Raw genomic sequence first — 18,515 nt, forward strand, 5'->3', positions numbered from 1 at the left:
CTTTGGGTCGGGCCACGGGACTGGTTATGAATACGTTTGATTTATCGGTTGTGCTCTCCGGGCAGTATCACGACTGGCTCATCAGTGGCTTCCTGCTGTCCATCCAACTCGCATTGATCTCGTTGGCCATTGCCCTACCGCTGGCAATCGTCATCGCTGTATTGCGAATGGCCCCTTACGCTGCACTCCGGGCAATCGCGATCACTTATGTGGAAGCCATACGCAACGTCCCGCTGCTGGCACACATGCTGTTCTGGTATTTCGGGGCACCGGAGCTGCTGCCAACCCCCATCAAGGCATGGATCTACGAACACAATATCGAAGCGGTCAGCGCGGTTATCGCTCTGGTGCTCTACACGGCAGCCTACATGTCCGAGGACATCCGCAGCGGCTTGCGTTCCATTCCCAAGGAGCAAATGGAGTCCGGCAGAACCCTGGGCTTTGGCTTCCTCAGCACCATGCGTCTGGTCATCCTCCCACAGTCACTACGGGTGACAGTGCCACCGCTGATTAGCCAGACACTTAACCTGTGGAAGAACACCAGCATCGCCATGGTGATCGGCGTCGCTGAAATGATGTATCAGGCCCAGCAGGTGGAAAGCTCCACATTCCGGGGTTTCGAATCGTACGCCGTTACCACGGCAGGTTATGTCGGCATCTCGATCATCATCACGCTGCTGTCCAGTTGGTACCAGCAACGCTATCCCGTCCGGAGTGCCTGACGATGCTCGATATCATCCACAACTATGGGCTTTTCTACCTGATTGGCCAGTACCCGAACGGCCCCTTGGGCGGCTTGGCGATGACGCTGATCCTGGCAGCGTTGGCCTTGGTATTGGCTTTCCCTGTTGGGGTGCTGCTCGCACTCTGTCGCATCAGTCCTTACCCACTGTTGCGTCTGCCGGTCACGGGGCTTGTGTACGTACTGCGCGGAACGCCATTGCTGATGGTGATTTTCTGGGCCTATTTCCTTCTGCCAACCCTGACCGGTCAACGCACCGATCAATTTGGCACCATGTTGGCTGCCCTGGTGATTTTTGATGGGGTCTACCTCGCAGAAATCATTCGCGCAGGCATTCTCGGATTGCCTCGCGGGCAAATGGAAAGCTCCCGTTCACTCGGCTTTTCGTACCTGGCCACAATGCGCCTGGTCATCATGCCCCAGGCCTTTCGCAACATGCTGCCCTCACTGGTGAATCAGTTTGTCTCCACCATCAAGGAGACCTCGCTGGGTTACATCATCAGCCTCTCGGAAGTGTCCTTCGTCGCCTCGCAGATCAGTGCTCAGTTGCTCACCAAGCCGGTCCAGGTCTATGCCGTGCTCGGTCTCACTTACTTCGTCATGTGCTTCAGCTTGTCTCGCTTCGCCTTCTGGCTGGAAAGACGTCTCGCTGTTCGAACTGCAGAGGTTTAACCCCATGATCAAACTGAAAAACGTTAACAAGTGGTATGGCAGTTACCATGCCCTGGATGACATCAACGAAACCGTCGCCAAGGGTGAAGTGGTCGTGGTCTGCGGTCCGTCAGGCTCCGGCAAGTCGACGATGATTCGCACGCTCAATCGGCTGGAAGCTATCCAGAGCGGGAATATCTTTATCGATGGCGTGGATATCCATGATCGCTCCGTCAGCGTGAACGCCTTGCGCAGCGGTATTGGCTTCGTGTTCCAGCAGTTCAATCTGTTTCCCCACCTCACCGTTCTTGAGAACTGCACGCTGGCACCGCGTCGCCTGCGCAAGCTGGGCGCCAAGGAAGCGGACGATCTGGCCATGAACTTGCTGGACCGCGTAGGGCTGGCTCACAAGGCATGCGCTTACCCATCCGAGTTATCGGGTGGTCAGCAACAGCGCGTAGCCATCGCCAGGGCATTGGCAATGAACCCACCGGTGATGCTGTTCGATGAACCCACTTCCGCGTTGGACCCGGAGATGGTCGGCGAAGTGCTTCAAGCAATGAAAAGCCTGGCCAAGGAAGGCATGACCATGGTGTGCGTCACCCATGAGATGGGTTTCGCGCGTGAAGTGGCCGATCGAGTGATCTTCATGGATCAAGGCAAAGTGCTCGAACGAGCGACGCCCGAGTCTTTCTTCCAGCGCCCTGAACACCCTCGTGCACAACGATTCCTGTCCGATATCCGCTCGCCCTGGGTCGAGAGTGGTATGCCGCAAGCCTGCTGAATGGAGTACAGGGGGGGCAGGCTCGATGGCCGCCCCCTTGAGAATGGAGGCAATGACCATGCAATTTGATGTCGAGTCGTTCTTCGACGCCGAGAGCTGTACCTACAGTTACCTGGTCATCGACCCGGTGACCCGGCACTGCGCGATCATCGATCCGGTGCTCGACTACGATGCCGCCGCCGCGCGTATCTCGTATTCAAGTGTCGAGCGCCTTATCGAGCATGTGCGCGCCAACGCGCTAACGCTGGAGTGGATTCTGGAAACCCATGTGCATGCCGACCACCTCTCGGCTGCCCGTTACCTCAAGCGTCAACTGGGTGGACAGATCGGCATTGGCGACCGTATTCCTCAGGTGCAGAAGGCCTTTGCCACGCTGTTCGACGCCGACGATGACTGGTGCCCGGACGGCAGCCAGTTCGATCGATTGTTCGTCGACAACGAAACATTCCATGTCGGCGCCCTGGCCGTCAGTGTGCTGCACACGCCTGGCCATACCCCGGCCTGCGTGACGTACCTGATCGAAGATGCCGCTTTCGTCGGTGACACGTTGTTCATGCCCGATTGCGGCACCGCCCGCTGCGATTTTCCTGGCGGTGACGCACACCAGTTGTACCACTCGATTGGCCGGCTGTTCCAGCTGCCGGGCAGCACGCGGCTGTTCATGTGCCACGACTACAAAGCGCCCGGCCGCGACGCCTACTGTTACCAGAGCACGGTGGACGAGGAGCGCGCGCACAACATCCATATCGGCAAGGGCATCGCCGAGGCTGATTTCGTTGCTCTGCGCTCGACGCGCGACAAGACCCTGAATCAGCCCAGGCTGCTGCTGCCGTCAGTGCAGATCAACATGCGAGCCGGTGAGACACCTGCGGCCAGGGTCAATGGCATCAGTTATTTGAAGATACCGCTCAATATGTTCTGAACACCTTGATTGAGTTCAGGCAGGGCGAAATGGATAACCTCTTTACGAGTCTAAATGGCATGCAAATCACCACTCACAGCAAAAACTTTGCAACAACCGGTCAATTAACCCCAGAAGATTTGAACGAAGCCGCCAATCTGGGTTTTCGCTCAATCATCTGTAACCGACCGGATTGTGAAGGTGGCGCGGATCAACCTGCCAGCGCGGCCATACACGCCGAAGCCAAACGGCTAGACCTTGAGTTTGCTTATTTCCCGGTTCAGCCCGACACCATCAGTGAAAACGATGTACGGCATTTTGCCGACTTGCTGGACATCCTGCCTGCACCGGTATTGGCTTTTTGTCGTACCGGTAATCGCTCTACCAGGCTTTACCAAAAAGCGTCGGCGTGTGCCGCGCGAAGTGAAGTTGCCACAAAATGCCCCGATATCACTGCCGACGTCGTGGTCATTGGTGGCGGGTCGGCAGGCATCGGTGTCGTGGCAAGCCTGCTCAAGCGTGCACCCGATCTCCAGATCACGCTCATCGAACCCAATGATCAGCACTACTACCAGCCGGCCTGGACGCTGGTCGGTGGGGGGGCTTATGACGCGCGCAAGACTGTCAGACCCATGTCGCAGGTCATCCCCCGTGGCGTAACCTGGATCAAGGCGGCAGTGGTCAAGGCCCTGCCCGAAGGAAAACGTCTAGAGCTGAATAACGGCAAAAGCGTCGCTTATCAAAATCTCATCGTCTGCCCGGGACTGCGGCTAGCCTGGGAGAAAATCGAAGGGCTGGAAGAAACCCTGGGCAAGAACGGGGTGACTTCCAACTACCGCTATGATCTGTGTGCCTACACCTGGCAACTGGTGCAGGGACTACGCAAAGGCAAGGCCCTCTTTTCCCAGCCTGGGATGCCGATCAAATGTGCTGGCGCCCCGCAGAAGGCCCTGTACCTTTCCTGCGATCATTGGCAAAAGTCAGGTGTTCTGCAGAACATGCAGGTCGAGTTCAATCTCGCTGGCGCAGTGCTGTTCGGTGTACCGGCCTTCGTCCCTCCCCTGATGAAATACATCGAGAAGTATCAAGCACACTTGGTATTCGGCTCGAACCTGGTGAAAGTTGACGGCCCGAGCCGGACAGCCTGGTTTGAAAGCAAGGACGAACACGGCGCAGTCATTCGCCAGGCCAAGACCTTCGACATGCTCCATGTCGTCCCCGCGCAGGTCGCCCCTGACTTCATCCGCACAAGTCCTCTGGCGGACGAGGCCGGTTGGTGTGAAGTGGATCCGGGGACGCTGCAACACAGCCGCTATCCGGACGTGTTTGCGCTCGGTGATGTCTGCTCCACCAGTAACGCCAAGACCGCTGCCGCTGCGCGCAAACAAATCGTTGTCGTCGCCGAGAACCTCATGGCAGCACGTGACAACCAGCCCATGCCCTTGTGCTACGACGGCTATGGGTCATGCCCGTTGACTGTCGAAAAAGGCAAAGTCGTGCTGGCAGAGTTCGGCTACGGCGGGAAACTGCTGCCCACATTCCCCCTTGACGCAACGGTCGCCCGAAAAAGTGCATGGTTCCTCAAGGCTCGGCTCCTGCCTTGGTTCTATTGGAACGGCATGCTCAAAGGCCGTGAGTGGTTGACCAGCCTCTCCAAGGTTGAGTGAGGCGCGAGCATGCTATTGAGTGGAATATTCGGGATTGCCATCGGCATCATTCTCGGCCTTACCGGTGCGGGAGGTGGAATTTTGGCCGTGCCGGCACTCGTGATCGGCCTGGGGTGGTCAATGACTGAGTCTGCTCCCGCTGCGCTGTTCGCCGTCAGCGCAGCGGCAGCTGTAGGGGCTGTGGATGGTCTGAGGAAAGGTCTGGTACGTTATCGGGCTGCCCTGCTGATGGCATTGTTGGGGGCCGCGTTTTCGCGCCTGGGCGTGCATTTTGCCCATCTGCTGCCCGACACCGTACTGACGTCGATGTTCAGCATGGTTATGGTCATTGTGGCGATACGCATGATTCGGCAGGCGAGCGGCATCTCGGCTAAGGCCACCGACAATCAGCAGTGCTGGCAAGAAAAGAATTGCATGATCAACCCTCAAACCGGCCGACTGCGCTGGACACCGAAATGCTCAGCCAGCCTTGCCGTCGTTGGCTCACTTTCTGGACTGCTCACCGGGATGCTTGGTGTGGGAGGCGGGTTCTTGATCGTGCCTGCTTTTCAACAGCTTTCAGACATCCGCATGCATGGCATCGTCGCGACTTCACTTATGACTATCGCCCTGATCTCGGCTATCGCGGTGACAGGCGCAATTCACGCAGGAGCCCACATAACGGTCACGGGCGGCGTTTTTATCGCTGCGAGTATGAGCGGAATGCTATTGGGAAGACTCCTCTCACCCAGGATTCCCGCCAAATCGATACAACTGGGTTTTTCCGCCGTATGCCTGGTGGTTGCGGGCTACCTGATGCTCAAAACCTGGATATGGAAAACCTGGGACTGAGCATAGGTACGTCGACCTGACCGGCCCCCGCCATTCTCTTGTCCAGGGCACTGGCAAGACTCGACACCTCAACACTCAATGCCTTGCAAAAGGCGTCAACGAAAACTGAGGAGGGTCGAAAATCAGGCCTTATCAGCATGACTCGGTAGGGAATGGACACGTTGATTGGTCGAATGACCAATCCTCTGCCTGACTCTTGCTCGGCGCTCAATGGGTTGATGATCGCCACGCCCAATTGTTGCCTGACCATGGCACAGACCGACGCAGCATTGGTGGTTTCGATCACGGTATGCCGATCGACACCTGCGTGACTAAAGTGCTGATCGAGCTTTTGACGGTAAATGTCCAGGCCTGACAGGTTGATGAAATTGACACCGCGAAAGTCCTCTATTGCCAGCAGCGACCTGGACAGCAAAGGATGCCCCTCTGGCAGTATGCAGACCATGTCGGCACAAAAGAGCATTTCCCCTCGGGTGCCTCTTGGCACATGTTCACTTTCGGTCAAGCCAAGGTCGTGACGCTGTGCGCTGAGAGACTCCTCGAGCAAGGGCGATTCCTGCGCGGTGATACTCAAGCCTATGCCCGAATGCTGCTGATGAAACTGCTTGCAAACGTTGGGCAATAGCGTCTGAGAAAACAGCGGCAGGCAGGTGATGCTGAGTTGGCCATGTTCGAAACGACGGATCGATTGCGCAACGCTATTGATTCGTTCCAACCCGATATAGGAGCGTTCGACCTCTTCGAGCAACATTATTGCCTGAGCCGTCGGTACCAACCTGCCGCCCTCCCGATCAAACAGACGTAAACCCGAAAGGCTTTCAAACCGGGCCAGTTCCCGGCTGAGCGTCGGTTGGGAGGTCAACAATAAGCGCGCCGCTCCCGTGACGCTGCCTGCTTGCATGATCGCTCGGAAAACTTCGATATGCCGCAACGAGACTTTCATACCCAACCTTCATGATCGCTTGAAGCCCATATCAAAACTGAATTGATAACTAAAAAGAAGATATTTTATTGAATGCCCTGCAATCGGCATGATGGTCGCCACTCTCTTGATCAGATCGACTATCTTTATGCCCAGTCAGCCCGCCTTCCAGCAGTTAGCCGCTATTGCCACTGAACATGGCACCCCGTTCTGGTGTTATGACGCACAGACCATCAAGGCACGTGTCGATCAACTGGCGTGCTTCGAGACCGTACGATTCGCACAAAAAGCCAGCTCCAACCTGCACATCCTGCGCTTGATACGAGAGCAAGGCGTTCGGGTCGATGCCGTCTCGCTGGGTGAAATCGAGCGGGCACTGCTGGCAGGTTTCAGCCCGGCCGGCACACCAGCGGGCATCGTTTTTACGTGTGATCTGTTCGACGAGGCTACATTGCGCCGCGTGGTCGAGCTGAATATCGAGGTCAATACCGGTTCGATCGACATGCTCCGCCAATTGGGCGAACGCTCCTCGGGCCATCGCGTCTGGCTGCGGATCAACCCCGGGTTCGGGCACGGTCACAGCCGCAAGACCAATACCGGTGGGGAAAACAGCAAGCATGGCATCTGGCATGACCAGGTTCACGAAGCGCTCGACGTCATTCGACAGTTCGGGCTGAAGCTGGTGGGATTGCACATGCATATCGGCTCGGGCGTGGATTACGCACATCTGGAGCAAGTGGGCTGTGCAATGGTCTCGGCCGTGAAAATGCTCGACCATGATATCGAAGCGTTTTCTATTGGTGGCGGGCTCTCCACCCCCTACCGCGAGGGCGATGAGCCGGTTGACATCCAGCGTTACGCCAACGCATGGCATCAGGCCAGGCAGGACATCGAGGCGTTTCTCGGTCATCCGGTGCGGATGGAAATCGAACCCGGCCGGTTTTTGGTTGCCGAGTCAGGTTGTCTGGTGACGGAAGTTCGCACGGTCAAAAAAGTGGGTCGCCGGAACTTCATCCTGGTGAACGCCGGCTTCAATGACCTGATGCGCCCGGCCCTCTATGGCGCCTATCACCACATGACCTTGCTGGACGCCGAGGGTACCCCCGTCAATCGCGTTGAACACGATTACGTGGTGGGCGGCCCGCTGTGTGAATCCGGCGATATCTTTACGCAGGATGAAGACGGTGTGACGCCCCGTTTGCTGCCCGAGGCGCAGGTTGGCGACTTGCTGATCATGCACGATACGGGCGCGTACGGCGCCTCTATGTCATCCAATTACAACAGCCGCCCCCTGTTGCCGGAAGTATTGATCGAGCAAGGGCAAGCCAGATTGATTAGACGCCCACAGCCATTGTCGGACTTGCTGGCCTTGGAGTTGGGGCTTTAAGGAGCAGGTGGCGTGCGTAAAAATCGAGTGATGAAGTGGGCCTACAATTTCCTGAATCGTCAATGAGGACAACTTGCTATGCAATCGAAGGCGGTACGAGAAGCTCGAAGCCGCCGCACTGTCCAGGCAGCACTTCAAGCGTTCCATGTGGGCCATTCATGCTGGATGAACCACGCGTCAGACGTTTGAGCACGAGGACCATCAGGCCCCCGTTTTGAGGGGTGAGCCAGCGCCTTCGAGCGACCCTGCGGTAGCTCGAAGGCGCTCTAGGGGGCGTTCTCCATTAGTTTCCCTACCGCGTTGTCGCCTTAAAGCTGGCCAGGCAAGGCGTAGGCCGCCGGGAATGGTTGTTCCCTTTCCAAGGCCTGCAACGCAGCCTGGCCAGCTTTAAGGCACAACCCGAAGGGCCGGGCCTGCTGTTGTGCAGGGCTGTGTTGCTCGAAGCTGATTTGGAATGACCAAACTGCGCTTCTCGCGCCTTGCCCTGCACAACAGCAGACCCGGCGCGGTAGGGAAACTAATTGAGAGCGCCCCCTAGTTACTTCAGGTTGCCGCTGAGGAACTGCTGCAGACGCTCACTTTTAGGGTTACCCAATACGTCCTCGGGTGCACCCTGTTCTTCGACCCGCCCCTGGTGCAGGAACAGCACCTGGTTCGACACTTTGCGCGCAAAGCTCATTTCGTGGGTCACCATGATCATGGTGCGGCCTTCTTCGGCCAGCCCCTGGATCACCTTGAGCACTTCGCCCACCAGTTCCGGGTCCAGGGCCGAAGTCGGCTCGTCGAACAGCATGATCTCCGGTTCCATGCTCAGGGCACGGGCAATGGCGACCCGTTGCTGCTGACCACCCGAGAGAAATGCCGGGTATTGGTCGGCCACCCGTGCCGGCAAACCGACCTTGTCCAGGTAGCGCCGGGCGCGATCCTCTGCGTCCTTCTTGCTGACGCCCAGCACCCGGCGTGGGGCCATGGTGATGTTCTCGAGCACGGTCATGTGGCTCCACAGGTTGAAGTGTTGGAACACCATCGCCAGGCGAGTGCGGATGCGTTGCAGTTCATTGGCGTCGGCGACGCGCATGCCGTGGCGGTCATGGACCATTTGAATCGGCTGGTTGTCCAGGCTCATGGCGCCGTCATTGGGCGTTTCCAGGAAGTTGATGCAACGCAGAAAGGTGCTCTTGCCCGAACCACTGGCGCCAATCAGGCTGATCACATCGCCGGTCTTGGCGTTTAGCGAAACGCCCTTGAGGACTTCATGGTTGCCATAACTTTTGTGCAGGTTTTCAACGGTCAGTTTGTACATGAACAAGCATCCTGAATTAGTGAGCCGGGCCGAGGAAAGACAACCAACGGCGTTCAGCCAGGCGGAACAGGCCGACCAGAGAGAAAGTGACTGCCAGATAGATCAACGCGGCGATGCCGAACGACTGGAAGGTCAGGAAGGTCGCCGAGTTGGCGTCCCGCGCGACTTTCAGGATGTCCGGGATGGTCGCGGTGAAGGCCACGGTGGTCGAGTGCAGCATCAGAATCACTTCGTTGCTGTAATACGGCAACGAACGACGCAGGGCCGACGGCATGATCACGTAGGCGTACAGCTTCCAGCCGGTCAGTCCGTAAGCCTTGGCCGCTTCCACTTCACCGTGGGCCATGCTGCGGATTGCCCCGGCGAAAATCTCGGTGGTGTAGGCGCAGGTGTTCAGGGCGAAGGCCAGGATGGTGCAGTTCATCGCATCGCGAAAGAACGCATCCAGCACGGGCTGAGCACGCACCGCGGCCAGGCTGTAAATGCCGGTGTAACAGATCAGCAGCTGAATATAGAGTGGAGTACCCCGAAACAGATAGGTGTAGAACTGCACCGGCCAGCGCACCCAGACATTGCTCGAGACTCGGGCAATCGATAGCGGGATCGACATCACGAAGCCGAAGAAGATCGAGGCACTGAGCAGCCAGAGGGTCATGGCCAGCCCGGTGATGTGATTGCCGTCCTGGAACAGGAAAGGTTTCCAGTATTCCTGCAGTAGCTCAATCATCGCACGGCCTCCCGGGTGCCTGCGGCGTAGAAGATTTCCATCCGGCGCAAGACGTAGTTCGAAACGGTGGTGATCACCAGATAGATCAAGGCGGCCAGAATCAGGAAGAAGAACAGCTGATAGGAGCTCTTGCCGGCGTCCTGGGCCACCTTCACCAGATCGGCCAGGCCAATGATCGACACCAGCGCGGTGGCCTTGAGGATCACCATCCAGTTATTACCGATGCCCGGCAGGGCAAAACGCATCATTTGCGGGAACACCACCAGGCGAAAGCGCTGAGCGCGGGTCAGGCCGTAGGCGGTAGCCGCTTCCATCTGCCCTCGCGGTACGGCGAGGATCGCGCCACGGAAGGTTTCGGTGAAATAAGCCCCGTAGATGAAGCCCAGGGTAATGACCCCGGCGCTGAACGGGTTGATTTCGATGTATTCCCATTCCATGAAATCGGTAAACGAGGTCAGCCAGGTTTGCAGGCTGTAGAAGATCAGCAGCATCAGCACCAGGTCCGGCACCCCGCGGATCAGCGTGGTGTAGGCCTGCGCAGGGACGCGCAGCAGTGCCGATTTCGAAAGCTTGGCGCTGGCGCCGATCAGGCCCAGGCCAACGCTCACCAGCAAGCACAGAAAGGATAATTTGACAGTCATCCAGGAGCCTTGCAGCAACAGCGGGCCGAAGCCTTTAAGGCTGAAGCCTGACAGCCCCAGAATCATCAAGAGGTTTTCTAGCATTGGGCAGCCCTACATCGATCAAAAAAGTGCCCATCCGGAAATGGGCGCAGGGTCATTATTTGCCGCTGTAGAGATTCAGATCGCCAAAGTGCTTCTGCTGGACGGCCGCATAGGTGCCATTGTCGTGCAGTGCCTGGATACCTTTGTTCAGCAAGGCCTGGAGCTCGGCGTTGCCTTTGGTCAGGCCCACGGCGGTTTTGGCTGGCAGCAGGGGGCTTTCGACCGGCTCGCTGACTTGGAAGTCAGCGCCTGGTGGCGACTTCAGGAAGCCCAGTTCGGCTTGCAGCATGTCCTGGATCCCTGCATCGAGGCGTCCGGAGATCAGGTCAGCGTACACCTGGTCCTGGTTGGCGTAGGCCTGGGTCTCTACCCCGGCCTTGTCCAGCACGGCCTTGGCGTAGGCTTCCTGGATGGTGCCTTGCTCGTAGCCGACTTTCTTGCCCTTGAGGGAGGCCGGATCGGTGCCGATGGCCACGCCTTTCTTGAATACCAGCGCGGTCGGGCCAGAGAACAGCTCGTTTGAGAAATCGATAACTTTCTCACGCGCTGGCGTGGCGGTCATGGAAGAGATCACGCCGTCGAACTTGTTGGCCTTGAGGCCGGGAATCATGCCGTCGAAGTCGCTTTCGACCCACTTGCACTTGACCTTCAGCTCCGCGCAGATGGCGTTACCCAGGTCGATATCGAAACCCACCAGGCTGCCATCGGCGGCCTTGGATTCGAACGGCGCATAAGAGGGGTCGACGCCAAAGCGCAACTCTTTGTACTCCTTGGCCAGCGCGGAACCGGCAGCCACACACAAAGCCAATGCAGAAAGGGTGAGAAATGCTTTTTTCATTGTTTTATTCCCTGGGACCATCGAAAGCGCTTGTGACGCAAGAGCACGGGTACTGCTTGGCAATATCTCTTATGCACACGCAGATACTTGTACAGACAAGCGTATGCAATCACCCGGCCAATTCGCGGACTGAACGTTTGAGAAAGCGCGTACACCGCTCTGGGATGGGCTTTTCAGGCAGGTGAGCGCAGGGTGGGAGGCAGCCTGCGAGGCTGTTACCAAAGCAGGTTTTTATACACGTTTGGGGTATGTGGTAACAAAATGTGAGATTAAGGACGCCGACTTTCCTGGCTCAATCCTTGATGCTCCAGCAGCGTCGACGGTCAATCCATTGCAGCTTACGAGCTATGCGGGAAACGTGCGCGTCCGGTAATCACTCGGAATTTCAGCTGCGTAAAACTGTTTTTTTCTCTGCAACGTAGCGTTCGGTAACGAATCGCACTGTGTTGGCGTACCCGCCTGTCCATAAAAGGCGTTCTCCAGACAAAAACTTTCAAACAGGTCTTGAATTCGGTAATTGGCACAGTATTAGCAAATATGTAATCAAGTGATTGTTGAACAATCATGGCCGCCCTTACTGCTTCCACCTACCGAGGATACGAACGTGCGAAAAGGTCTGATGGGCAAGAAAACCACGCGCAACCTCGCGTGAACGGAGGGAGTGCAACAGTGAGTCAACCCAAGGAAAAAAGCCTGTCGCTGCCGGACCAGGTCGCCATCGAGCTGCGCGAAGACATCATTGGCGGGCGCCTGTTGCCAGGCACGCCACTGGTGGAAAGCGAGCTGGTCAACGCCTACAACGCCTCGCGCAACACCGTACGCGAGGCGCTGCACCAGTTAGGTCGCGAAGGCCTGACCAGCTATGTGCGCAACAAAGGCGTGATGGTGCGCCGAATGGGTATCGACGATGTGCGCGACATCTTCAAGGTCCGCCGCACGCTCCAATTGCAGGCGATCGCCGCGAGCAAGCCGTTACGCGAGTACCAGTCCGATCTGATGCTCGATGCCATCGAGGCGGCGCAACTGGCCCAGGATCGCGAGAACTGGCAAGCCTTCGGTACCTACAGCCTGCGTTTTCACCAACACATCGTCGGCCTGATGCGCAGCCCGCTGTTCGACGAATTCTTCACCCACGTGGCGGCCCAGATGCGCCTGGTGTTTTCCAACGCCCCCAGCGAGGAATCGTTCCAGAAACCGTGGCTTGAGCGCGACCGGCATATTTACGACCTGCTGGGCGACGGCCGCAAGAAGGAAGCCGAGGAAGCCATGAGCAGCTATCTCAACGACTCCGAGCTCGTGCTGCTGGATATTCTGAACAGCCGACCAAAACACTGAAGAGAGGATCCATCATGTACAAGGATTATCCAGCGGCCTACCAAGTCAGCAAGGGCGCCGCATTGCAGGTAGACAAAGCGTTCTATGACCGCGTGCGCGAAAGCCAGGAAGGCCGCACGCTGGTCGAGCAATTCGAAGTGCCGATTCGCACCGGCCGCGCCTGGAAGGTGCCGGCGGGGCATGTGTTTCGCGTGACCACGCCTGTGGGGCCGCAGGTCGGCGACTTCAACGTGTGGAGCGCCAACGATCCCCGCGAACGCATGTGGGCGGCCCGCACCCGTCAGTTGCAAGGCGCGCACGTCACCACCTACGACCGCTTGTGGTCGAACCTGCCGTTCCTGCGACCGATGGTCACCATCACCGACGACAGCCTGGCCGGCTACGGCATCGACGAACATGGCGGCCGTTTGCACGACCTGCTCGGCACCCGCTGCGATCCTTACGTGAACAAGATGCTCACCGGCGAGGATTTCCATCACCATTGCCACTCCAACCTGACCCGCGCGGTATTGCCGCACGGCCTGACCGAGTTCGACGTGCACGATGTGTTGAACATTTTCCAGTGCACTGGCCTCAATCACGACGACATGTACTTCATGAAGGCGTGCCCGGCGAAGCAGGGCGACTACCTGGAGTTCTTCGCGGAAATCGACCTGCTCTGCGCGCTGTCCACCTGTCCGGGCGGTGACCTGTCATTGCCGATGTGGGGCCCCGACGCCGAGGATCCGCTGAAGGTTTGCCGTCCTCTCGGTGTGGAAATCTACCGTCTCGACAATTCGCTGCTGGAGGGTTGGAAACAGCCTGAGCGCGCCGCTTACAACGGTAACCACGGCTTGATGATTCCCAAGGCCGAGTGGGAAAAGTAATAGCCGCTGGAAGGATGTGCCCTCTTGCGCCAGGCAGCGTTGGGCCAGCCAGTTGACTCTGTGCGTCATCTGTATCGCAGTCGAGGTGTATTGATGGATCGCGACTTCGCCCAGCGCTTTTCCTTGGCCGGCCGAACGGTGCTGATCACTGGCGCCTCCAGCGGCATCGGCGCGCACTTGTCGCGGATCGCGGATCGCGGATCGCGCTCGCGCTGGCGCCCGCGTCGCGCTCGCTGCGCGGCGCGTCGAGCGGCTCGAACAGGTTGCCAAGGACATCAAGTGGGAGAATGGCCAGGTGCTTTCGGTCGCTCTCGACGTCACCGACCGGGCCAGCGTCGAGGCGGTCTTTGACACCGCCGAGGCGCAATTCGGGGTAATCGACGTAGTGCTCAACAATGCCGGTATCGGCAATGGCCAACGCCCGCTGGAAATCGGTGAGGAAGATTGGCGTGCAATGCTGGCACCAACCTCGACGGTGTCTGGCGCGTTGCTCAGATCGCAGCGCAGCGGCTGGTTAAAGCAGGACGTAGCGGCAGCATCATCAATATTGCCTCGATACTTGGTCTACGTGTCGGCACCGGCTATAGCCATCACCGGCACCTCCAACAGCTAAATCCGCCACAGCTCAACAAATCACTCAGGCCCCGGCGATCACCCACCGGGGTACAGGTTGATGATCGTCAGGTAGATACGGATCGAAATGTTCAGCGGCTGGCCACTAATAGCGCTACCGCTTCGCAGGCCGTTTCAGTTTCTGCCTCCAGCCGTGCCAAGTCTCCATGAGCGGACCAGGCAATGATCAGACCATCCACAAGATGAACCAGCAGTCGACTTGTGGCCTTCAAGAAGGTCTTGTCGAATTGCGTACCGATGGCTTTTTCCATGGCCTGTTCCGTTGCTTCTATCGCTACCGCGTAGATCCTGCTCGCCATCTCGGGATTGTTGCGCATGGCCCAGAAGAAAAGCTCGGTTTGTGCCTTGGCTATGTCGGGGTTGGTGGAGAACCACGTGACTAATTGGCGAAGCATTTCCGCTGTCGTTTCGGCTGCGGTAGTCCCCGCAGGCACGTTCGTCAGGGCCTGATGTGGCAAGTTGAAAAGAGACTCATAGACTGCATAGAGGAGGTCGTCTTTTGTATGAAACACGTAGTGCAGCGACGCGAGAGGGCAGCCTGCGGCAGCGGCGATACGTCGAGTCGTTGCATTGGCAACCCCATGTACAGCAATCACTTTGACAGTGGCTTCCACGAAGTCCTGTCTACGCAATTCAGCGCCTACTCTGGCCATAGTCAAGCAATCTCCTTTGTTACTGCAGCAGCGCCTGCCTGGGGGGCGGCGTCAACGCCGGCGGATGCTACAGCATGACTGGTCTGCGAGTCATGAGCCGGCGTGGAGCGGCGCATGGGTTTTGTTGCCAATGTCACACGTGAATAGCTCATTCCAATGCAGTGATAATGCGTAACAACTGTTTCGTAAATTCCCAGATTGGTGCGGCCTGCTGACACAAGCGGGTGCGTCGGTGAGTAAGCAGTGTTGCCTGGCCGATTGATCAAATTTATAACACATTGATAACTAAGCAAATTAACTTTACCTCCATGGTTTGGCATGTGGTTTGCTTTGTAGTCAATTGACTTGGTCAAGTGATCAAGTCAATTGATTAGAGAGTGTGGCACAGCCCGAGTCTTCCCTCCAGGAAGGTCGCGCCGCCGGTTCCAGCCCCATGAGGATCTTCCAATGAATGAAGTTATTGAGCGGCCACGCGCCGGCATCACCACCAGAAGTGGAGTCAGGTATCTGATCGTGGCATTGGCAGCAATGGCTGCTATTGGCACTGTTCAAGCTGCACAGAAGGATCCTGCTCTGCTCGGTACGAAGCTAACGCCGCTGGGAGGGGAGGTCGCGGCAAGTACTGATGGGGTCATCCCGGCCTGGACACCACCCGGTCCGCAGGGCGGTGGCTGGACTTATGGCCAGGTGCGTGGTCAATCCTGGAAATTCAAGAACGACAAGCCGCTTTTCAGTATCGACTCCAACAATATCTCGCAATATGCGAACAAGCTTTCACCCGGTCAGGTGGAACTGTTCAAGAAAATCCCGGGCTATCGCATGGACGTGTATCCGACCCGTCGTAGCTGCGGCGTGCCCGACTTTGTCGCTGATAACACCAGGAAGAACGTCGGGTTCGCCACATTGGATGCCGATGGTCTGGCGCTGAAAGAAGCTCACGTACCCGGTATTCCATTCCCTATGCCGAGCACGGGTGCCGAGGTGATGTGGAACATGAAAATGCGCTACCGCGGCGTTGGTTTCGATATGTCCAAGACCGTTTCCGGGATATCGCCGCGCAAGGGGGGGAACGACTGGCTGCGCACTTCGACGGACTGGTTCATGTATACCCCATGGGGAGAAAAGGGCAGTGCGTTGTTCTCTTCCTTCGATCGCCTGGAAGTCGCCACTTATTTCTCCTATCTGGATCCTGCTGCCCTTGCCGGACAGGCCGGTGTGGTGACTACCAAGGCCGGCGAACAGGCGACCACGTTCTATTACTTCCCCGGCCAGCGTCGTGTGCGTCGCATGCCCGCCTACTCCTACGACTCTCCGCAAATTGGTCTCGACAATCAGTACACCATCGATGAGTCGAACGTGTTCTTCGGGCCGATGGACCGCTTCGACTGGAAGCTGGTCGGCAAGCAGGAGTTGTTGGTGCCCTACAACGCCTTCGGGGCCTATGACGCCTCTGCCAACATTGAGAATGTGGCCAAGCATGATTACATCGCGCCCGAATCACGCCGCTATGAATTGCATCGTGTCTGGGTCGTCGAGGCCACGGTTCGCCAGGGCATGCGCCACCAGGCTCCGAAGCGACTCTTCTACATCGATGAAGATAGCTGGAACGCGCTGATGGCTGTCGACTACGACAAGCAAGGGCAAATCTGGAAGGTTCGCGAAGGCTATACGATCCCGGTCTACGAAACAGGCACCTGCGATATGGAGGCACAGGCGCAGTACAACCTGGTTGACGGTCGCTATCTGTACGACATGACGTCTGTCGGAGTGGGCAAGAACGATCACCGCTGGCTCACCGAGAGTACAGGCAACCCCCGCCTGAAGCGTGACTTCTACACCTCCGACAACTTGCGTGCCATCAGCGAACGCTAAAAAGCGATCGATCGAGAGCCATCATGAAAAAAATAATCACAAAAGCATCAGGCCTTGTCATCGCGTGTGCAACCCCTTTGGCAATGGCGTTCACGTTTGAAACCGAGAACATCCGTGGTTCATTCGATTCCACCATTGCCGTGGGCATGGGCCTGCGCACCGATTCGCAATCCTGCAATCTGGTCAACACCGGCGCTACCGGACACAACCCGCCCAGTGGTTGCCTGGCACAAACTTCTGGCATTGGTGATCAGGGCAACTTGAACTACGACAAGGGTGACCTGTTCACCAACTACATCAAAGGCTCCCATGAGTTGCTGCTGAAGTTACCGGAGGACTTCACCTTCATGGCGCGTGGAAGCTGGATTCGTGACTTCGCCGCCACCGATACCACCGGCGCCCTGTCTTTCAACACACCAGCGGGCGTTGGCAGCGACGGTCTTACCAATGATGCGCGTGACGACCTCGAATTCAAGGCTCGCCTGCTCGACCTGTGGGTGAGCAAGAGCTTCGATGTCGGCGATCAGCGCGTACGGGCTCGCTTGGGCAACCAGGTGATCAACTGGGGCGAAAGCCTGTTCGTGGTGGGTGGCATCAACAACACCAACGCTTACGATTACCAGGCCCTCGCGCGTCCTGGTGTCCAGCTCAAGGAAGCCGTGCTGCCGGCCCCGATGCTCAGCCTCGCTTCGGGGCTGGGTTCAGGTCTGAACATTGAGGCCTACTATCAGTTCGGCTGGAACAAGAGCGAGTTGCCGCCCGTTGGCAGTTACTGGTCAACCACTCACGGGCTCGGTGAGGGCATGCAATCCTACGGGTTCGACGATAAGGATGCTCGGAATAGTGGACAGTGGGGCATCTCGCTGCGCTGGCAACCGGATGACACCGATCTCAATCTTGGCCTTTACGTGATGCGTTATCACGAAAAGCTGCCGTCGCTGACGGTGCAGGTGCTCGATCCGGAGACCTTCGCCCTTTCGCAAAAGTGGGTATATCCGGAAGACCGTATGCTCTATGGCGTCAGCGCCAACATGCCGATTGGCGACTGGGCTGTCGGCACGGAGTTGTCCTACCGTCCCAAGGATGCGGTGCCACTCAACCCTGTTCTCGATCTCTGTGCAAACAATGGCGGCAAATGCTGGGACGACCAGAAAAAATTCCAGTGGCACCTGACCGGCCTATACAGCCTGACACCCTCCAACTCCCCCGGACTGCTTGACTTCACCGGCGCCAGTACGGGCACCCTGCTGTCTGAGTTGGTGGTCGTGAAGTATCCCGATCTGCATGACAGCGTCGACGGTGAGCTTATTTCCGCGGGTTTGAACACCTGGCAGCTAGATCCATCGACCCCGCCGACGGCCAAGGGCGACAAAACCTCATCGGGCGTCAATGTGGACTTCAGCCTCACCTATGACGGGACGTTGCTTCCAGGTTGGCAGGTTACGCCTGGGATCTTCTATTCGCGCTCCCTGGGCGGACGGACACCCAATCTGTCTGCAACCTTCACCGAGGGTGCCAGCAGCATGAACCTGTATTTGAACTTCGTGCGTAACCCCGCAAGTTGGCAGGTCTCTTTCAACTACGCGAAATTCATGGGAGGCGACACCCCCTACGATCAATTGTTGGGTGATCGCGACTATGCCGGTTTCGTGATTTCGCGCACTTTGTGAGGCATGTC

Annotated in this window: 17 protein-coding genes and 2 pseudogenes; 13 read left to right on the forward strand and 6 right to left on the reverse strand. The window is 57.6% G+C overall.

Going from position 1 to position 18,515, the window contains the following annotated elements:
- Positions 1–26 precede the first annotated feature (26 nt).
- The 7 genes and pseudogenes from KW849_RS08990 to KW849_RS09015 all read left to right on the forward strand — a co-directional run bounded on the left by KW849_RS08990 (position 27) and on the right by KW849_RS09015 (position 5,576).
- On the forward strand, positions 27–722 hold the full coding sequence (locus KW849_RS08990; protein WP_218429046.1) for an amino acid ABC transporter permease: 696 nt from the start codon (positions 27–29) through the stop codon (positions 720–722).
- A 2-nt stretch (positions 723–724) separates the two neighbouring features.
- Complete coding sequence (locus KW849_RS08995) at positions 725–1,414, forward strand: amino acid ABC transporter permease (RefSeq protein ID WP_218429047.1); 690 nt, start codon at positions 725–727, stop codon at positions 1,412–1,414.
- A gap of 4 nt (positions 1,415–1,418) precedes the next feature.
- Positions 1,419–2,177, forward strand: a complete 759-nt coding sequence (locus KW849_RS09000) for an amino acid ABC transporter ATP-binding protein (RefSeq protein WP_218429048.1) — start codon at positions 1,419–1,421, stop codon at positions 2,175–2,177.
- A 58-nt stretch (positions 2,178–2,235) separates the two neighbouring features.
- Positions 2,236–3,099, forward strand: a complete 864-nt coding sequence (locus KW849_RS09005) for an MBL fold metallo-hydrolase (RefSeq protein ID WP_218429049.1) — start codon at positions 2,236–2,238, stop codon at positions 3,097–3,099.
- 59 nt (positions 3,100–3,158) lie between these two features.
- A pseudogene (locus KW849_RS31810) lies at positions 3,159–3,476 on the forward strand (TIGR01244 family sulfur transferase); the annotation flags it as partial.
- 51 nt (positions 3,477–3,527) lie between these two features.
- Positions 3,528–4,745 (forward strand): FAD-dependent oxidoreductase, encoded by a 1,218-nt coding sequence (locus KW849_RS09010; protein ID WP_371319129.1) that lies wholly within the window; start codon positions 3,528–3,530, stop codon positions 4,743–4,745.
- A 9-nt stretch (positions 4,746–4,754) separates the two neighbouring features.
- Complete coding sequence (locus tag KW849_RS09015; protein ID WP_218429051.1) at positions 4,755–5,576, forward strand: sulfite exporter TauE/SafE family protein; 822 nt, start codon at positions 4,755–4,757, stop codon at positions 5,574–5,576.
- Here KW849_RS09015 and KW849_RS09020 read toward each other — a convergent pair.
- Complete coding sequence (locus KW849_RS09020) at positions 5,545–6,519, reverse strand: LysR family transcriptional regulator (RefSeq protein ID WP_218429052.1); 975 nt, start codon at positions 6,517–6,519, stop codon at positions 5,545–5,547. The two genes, KW849_RS09015 and KW849_RS09020, sit on opposite strands and share 32 nt — an antisense overlap.
- 127 nt (positions 6,520–6,646) lie before the next feature.
- Here KW849_RS09020 and lysA point away from each other — a divergent pair, with 127 nt between their 5' ends.
- On the forward strand, positions 6,647–7,885 hold the full coding sequence (gene lysA, locus KW849_RS09025) for a diaminopimelate decarboxylase (protein ID WP_218429053.1): 1,239 nt from the start codon (positions 6,647–6,649) through the stop codon (positions 7,883–7,885).
- A 538-nt stretch (positions 7,886–8,423) separates the two neighbouring features.
- Here the strand turns inward: lysA and KW849_RS09030 are convergent.
- From KW849_RS09030 to KW849_RS09045, 4 genes are read right to left on the reverse strand one after another with little or no spacing between them, the layout of a single operon-like run.
- A complete protein-coding gene (locus KW849_RS09030) occupies positions 8,424–9,188 on the reverse strand; it encodes an ABC transporter ATP-binding protein (protein ID WP_046031503.1) in 765 nt (254 codons plus the stop codon).
- A gap of 16 nt (positions 9,189–9,204) precedes the next feature.
- A complete protein-coding gene (locus tag KW849_RS09035; RefSeq protein ID WP_218429054.1) occupies positions 9,205–9,915 on the reverse strand; it encodes an ABC transporter permease in 711 nt (236 codons plus the stop codon).
- Complete coding sequence (locus KW849_RS09040; protein ID WP_108217648.1) at positions 9,912–10,640, reverse strand: ABC transporter permease; 729 nt, start codon at positions 10,638–10,640, stop codon at positions 9,912–9,914. Before KW849_RS09040 ends, KW849_RS09035 begins: the two co-directional genes overlap by 4 nt.
- 55 nt (positions 10,641–10,695) lie before the next feature.
- Entirely contained in the window at positions 10,696–11,478 is a 783-nt protein-coding gene (locus KW849_RS09045) for a transporter substrate-binding domain-containing protein (protein WP_218429055.1), read from the reverse strand.
- A 669-nt stretch (positions 11,479–12,147) separates the two neighbouring features.
- Between KW849_RS09045 and KW849_RS09050 the strand changes: the two genes are divergently transcribed.
- The 3 genes and pseudogenes from KW849_RS09050 to KW849_RS09060 all read left to right on the forward strand — a co-directional run.
- On the forward strand, positions 12,148–12,813 hold the full coding sequence (locus KW849_RS09050; RefSeq protein ID WP_218429056.1) for a GntR family transcriptional regulator: 666 nt from the start codon (positions 12,148–12,150) through the stop codon (positions 12,811–12,813).
- A 14-nt stretch (positions 12,814–12,827) separates the two neighbouring features.
- Complete coding sequence (locus KW849_RS09055; RefSeq protein WP_218429057.1) at positions 12,828–13,679, forward strand: DUF1989 domain-containing protein; 852 nt, start codon at positions 12,828–12,830, stop codon at positions 13,677–13,679.
- Between the two features lie 93 nt (positions 13,680–13,772).
- Positions 13,773–14,318, forward strand: a pseudogene (locus KW849_RS09060) (SDR family NAD(P)-dependent oxidoreductase); the annotation flags it as partial.
- Positions 14,319–14,383: 65 nt separating this feature from the next.
- Here KW849_RS09060 and KW849_RS09065 read toward each other — a convergent pair.
- Positions 14,384–14,965: a TetR/AcrR family transcriptional regulator gene (locus KW849_RS09065; RefSeq protein ID WP_218429151.1), complete on the reverse strand. Its 582-nt coding sequence runs from the start codon at positions 14,963–14,965 to the stop codon at positions 14,384–14,386.
- Between the two features lie 447 nt (positions 14,966–15,412).
- Here KW849_RS09065 and KW849_RS09070 point away from each other — a divergent pair, with 447 nt between their 5' ends.
- The gene (locus KW849_RS09070; protein ID WP_218429058.1) at positions 15,413–16,837 is read left to right on the forward strand and encodes a DUF1329 domain-containing protein; all 1,425 of its coding nucleotides are present in this window, start codon (positions 15,413–15,415) and stop codon (positions 16,835–16,837) included.
- A gap of 23 nt (positions 16,838–16,860) precedes the next feature.
- Entirely contained in the window at positions 16,861–18,507 is a 1,647-nt protein-coding gene (locus tag KW849_RS09075; RefSeq protein ID WP_371319123.1) for a DUF1302 domain-containing protein, read from the forward strand.
- The last annotated feature ends 8 nt before the right edge of the window (positions 18,508–18,515 follow it).

Origin of the sequence: Pseudomonas sp. PDM26 (assembly GCF_019219185.1) — a bacterium.
Taxonomy (GTDB): Bacteria; Pseudomonadota; Gammaproteobacteria; order Pseudomonadales; family Pseudomonadaceae; genus Aquipseudomonas.

Excerpts from the sequence above, each read along its gene's own strand:
- KW849_RS09020 (WP_218429052.1), bottom strand. The coding sequence starts at position 6,519 with ATGAAAGTCTCGTTGCGGCATATCGAAGTTTTCCGAGCGATCATGCAA.
- KW849_RS09045 (WP_218429055.1), bottom strand. The coding sequence starts at position 11,478 with ATGAAAAAAGCATTTCTCACCCTTTCTGCATTGGCTTTGTGTGTGGCT.
- KW849_RS09075 (WP_371319123.1), top strand. The coding sequence starts at position 16,861 with ATGAAAAAAATAATCACAAAAGCATCAGGCCTTGTCATCGCGTGTGCA.
- KW849_RS08995 (WP_218429047.1), top strand. The coding sequence starts at position 725 with ATGCTCGATATCATCCACAACTATGGGCTTTTCTACCTGATTGGCCAG.
- lysA (WP_218429053.1), top strand. The coding sequence starts at position 6,647 with ATGCCCAGTCAGCCCGCCTTCCAGCAGTTAGCCGCTATTGCCACTGAA.
- KW849_RS09035 (WP_218429054.1), bottom strand. The coding sequence starts at position 9,915 with ATGATTGAGCTACTGCAGGAATACTGGAAACCTTTCCTGTTCCAGGAC.
- KW849_RS09055 (WP_218429057.1), top strand. The coding sequence starts at position 12,828 with ATGTACAAGGATTATCCAGCGGCCTACCAAGTCAGCAAGGGCGCCGCA.
- KW849_RS09000 (WP_218429048.1), top strand. The coding sequence starts at position 1,419 with ATGATCAAACTGAAAAACGTTAACAAGTGGTATGGCAGTTACCATGCC.
- KW849_RS08990 (WP_218429046.1), top strand. The coding sequence starts at position 27 with ATGAATACGTTTGATTTATCGGTTGTGCTCTCCGGGCAGTATCACGAC.
- KW849_RS09005 (WP_218429049.1), top strand. The coding sequence starts at position 2,236 with ATGCAATTTGATGTCGAGTCGTTCTTCGACGCCGAGAGCTGTACCTAC.
- KW849_RS09015 (WP_218429051.1), top strand. The coding sequence starts at position 4,755 with ATGCTATTGAGTGGAATATTCGGGATTGCCATCGGCATCATTCTCGGC.
- KW849_RS09030 (WP_046031503.1), bottom strand. The coding sequence starts at position 9,188 with ATGTACAAACTGACCGTTGAAAACCTGCACAAAAGTTATGGCAACCAT.
- KW849_RS09040 (WP_108217648.1), bottom strand. The coding sequence starts at position 10,640 with ATGCTAGAAAACCTCTTGATGATTCTGGGGCTGTCAGGCTTCAGCCTT.
- KW849_RS09065 (WP_218429151.1), bottom strand. The coding sequence starts at position 14,965 with ATGGCCAGAGTAGGCGCTGAATTGCGTAGACAGGACTTCGTGGAAGCC.
- KW849_RS09070 (WP_218429058.1), top strand. The coding sequence starts at position 15,413 with ATGAATGAAGTTATTGAGCGGCCACGCGCCGGCATCACCACCAGAAGT.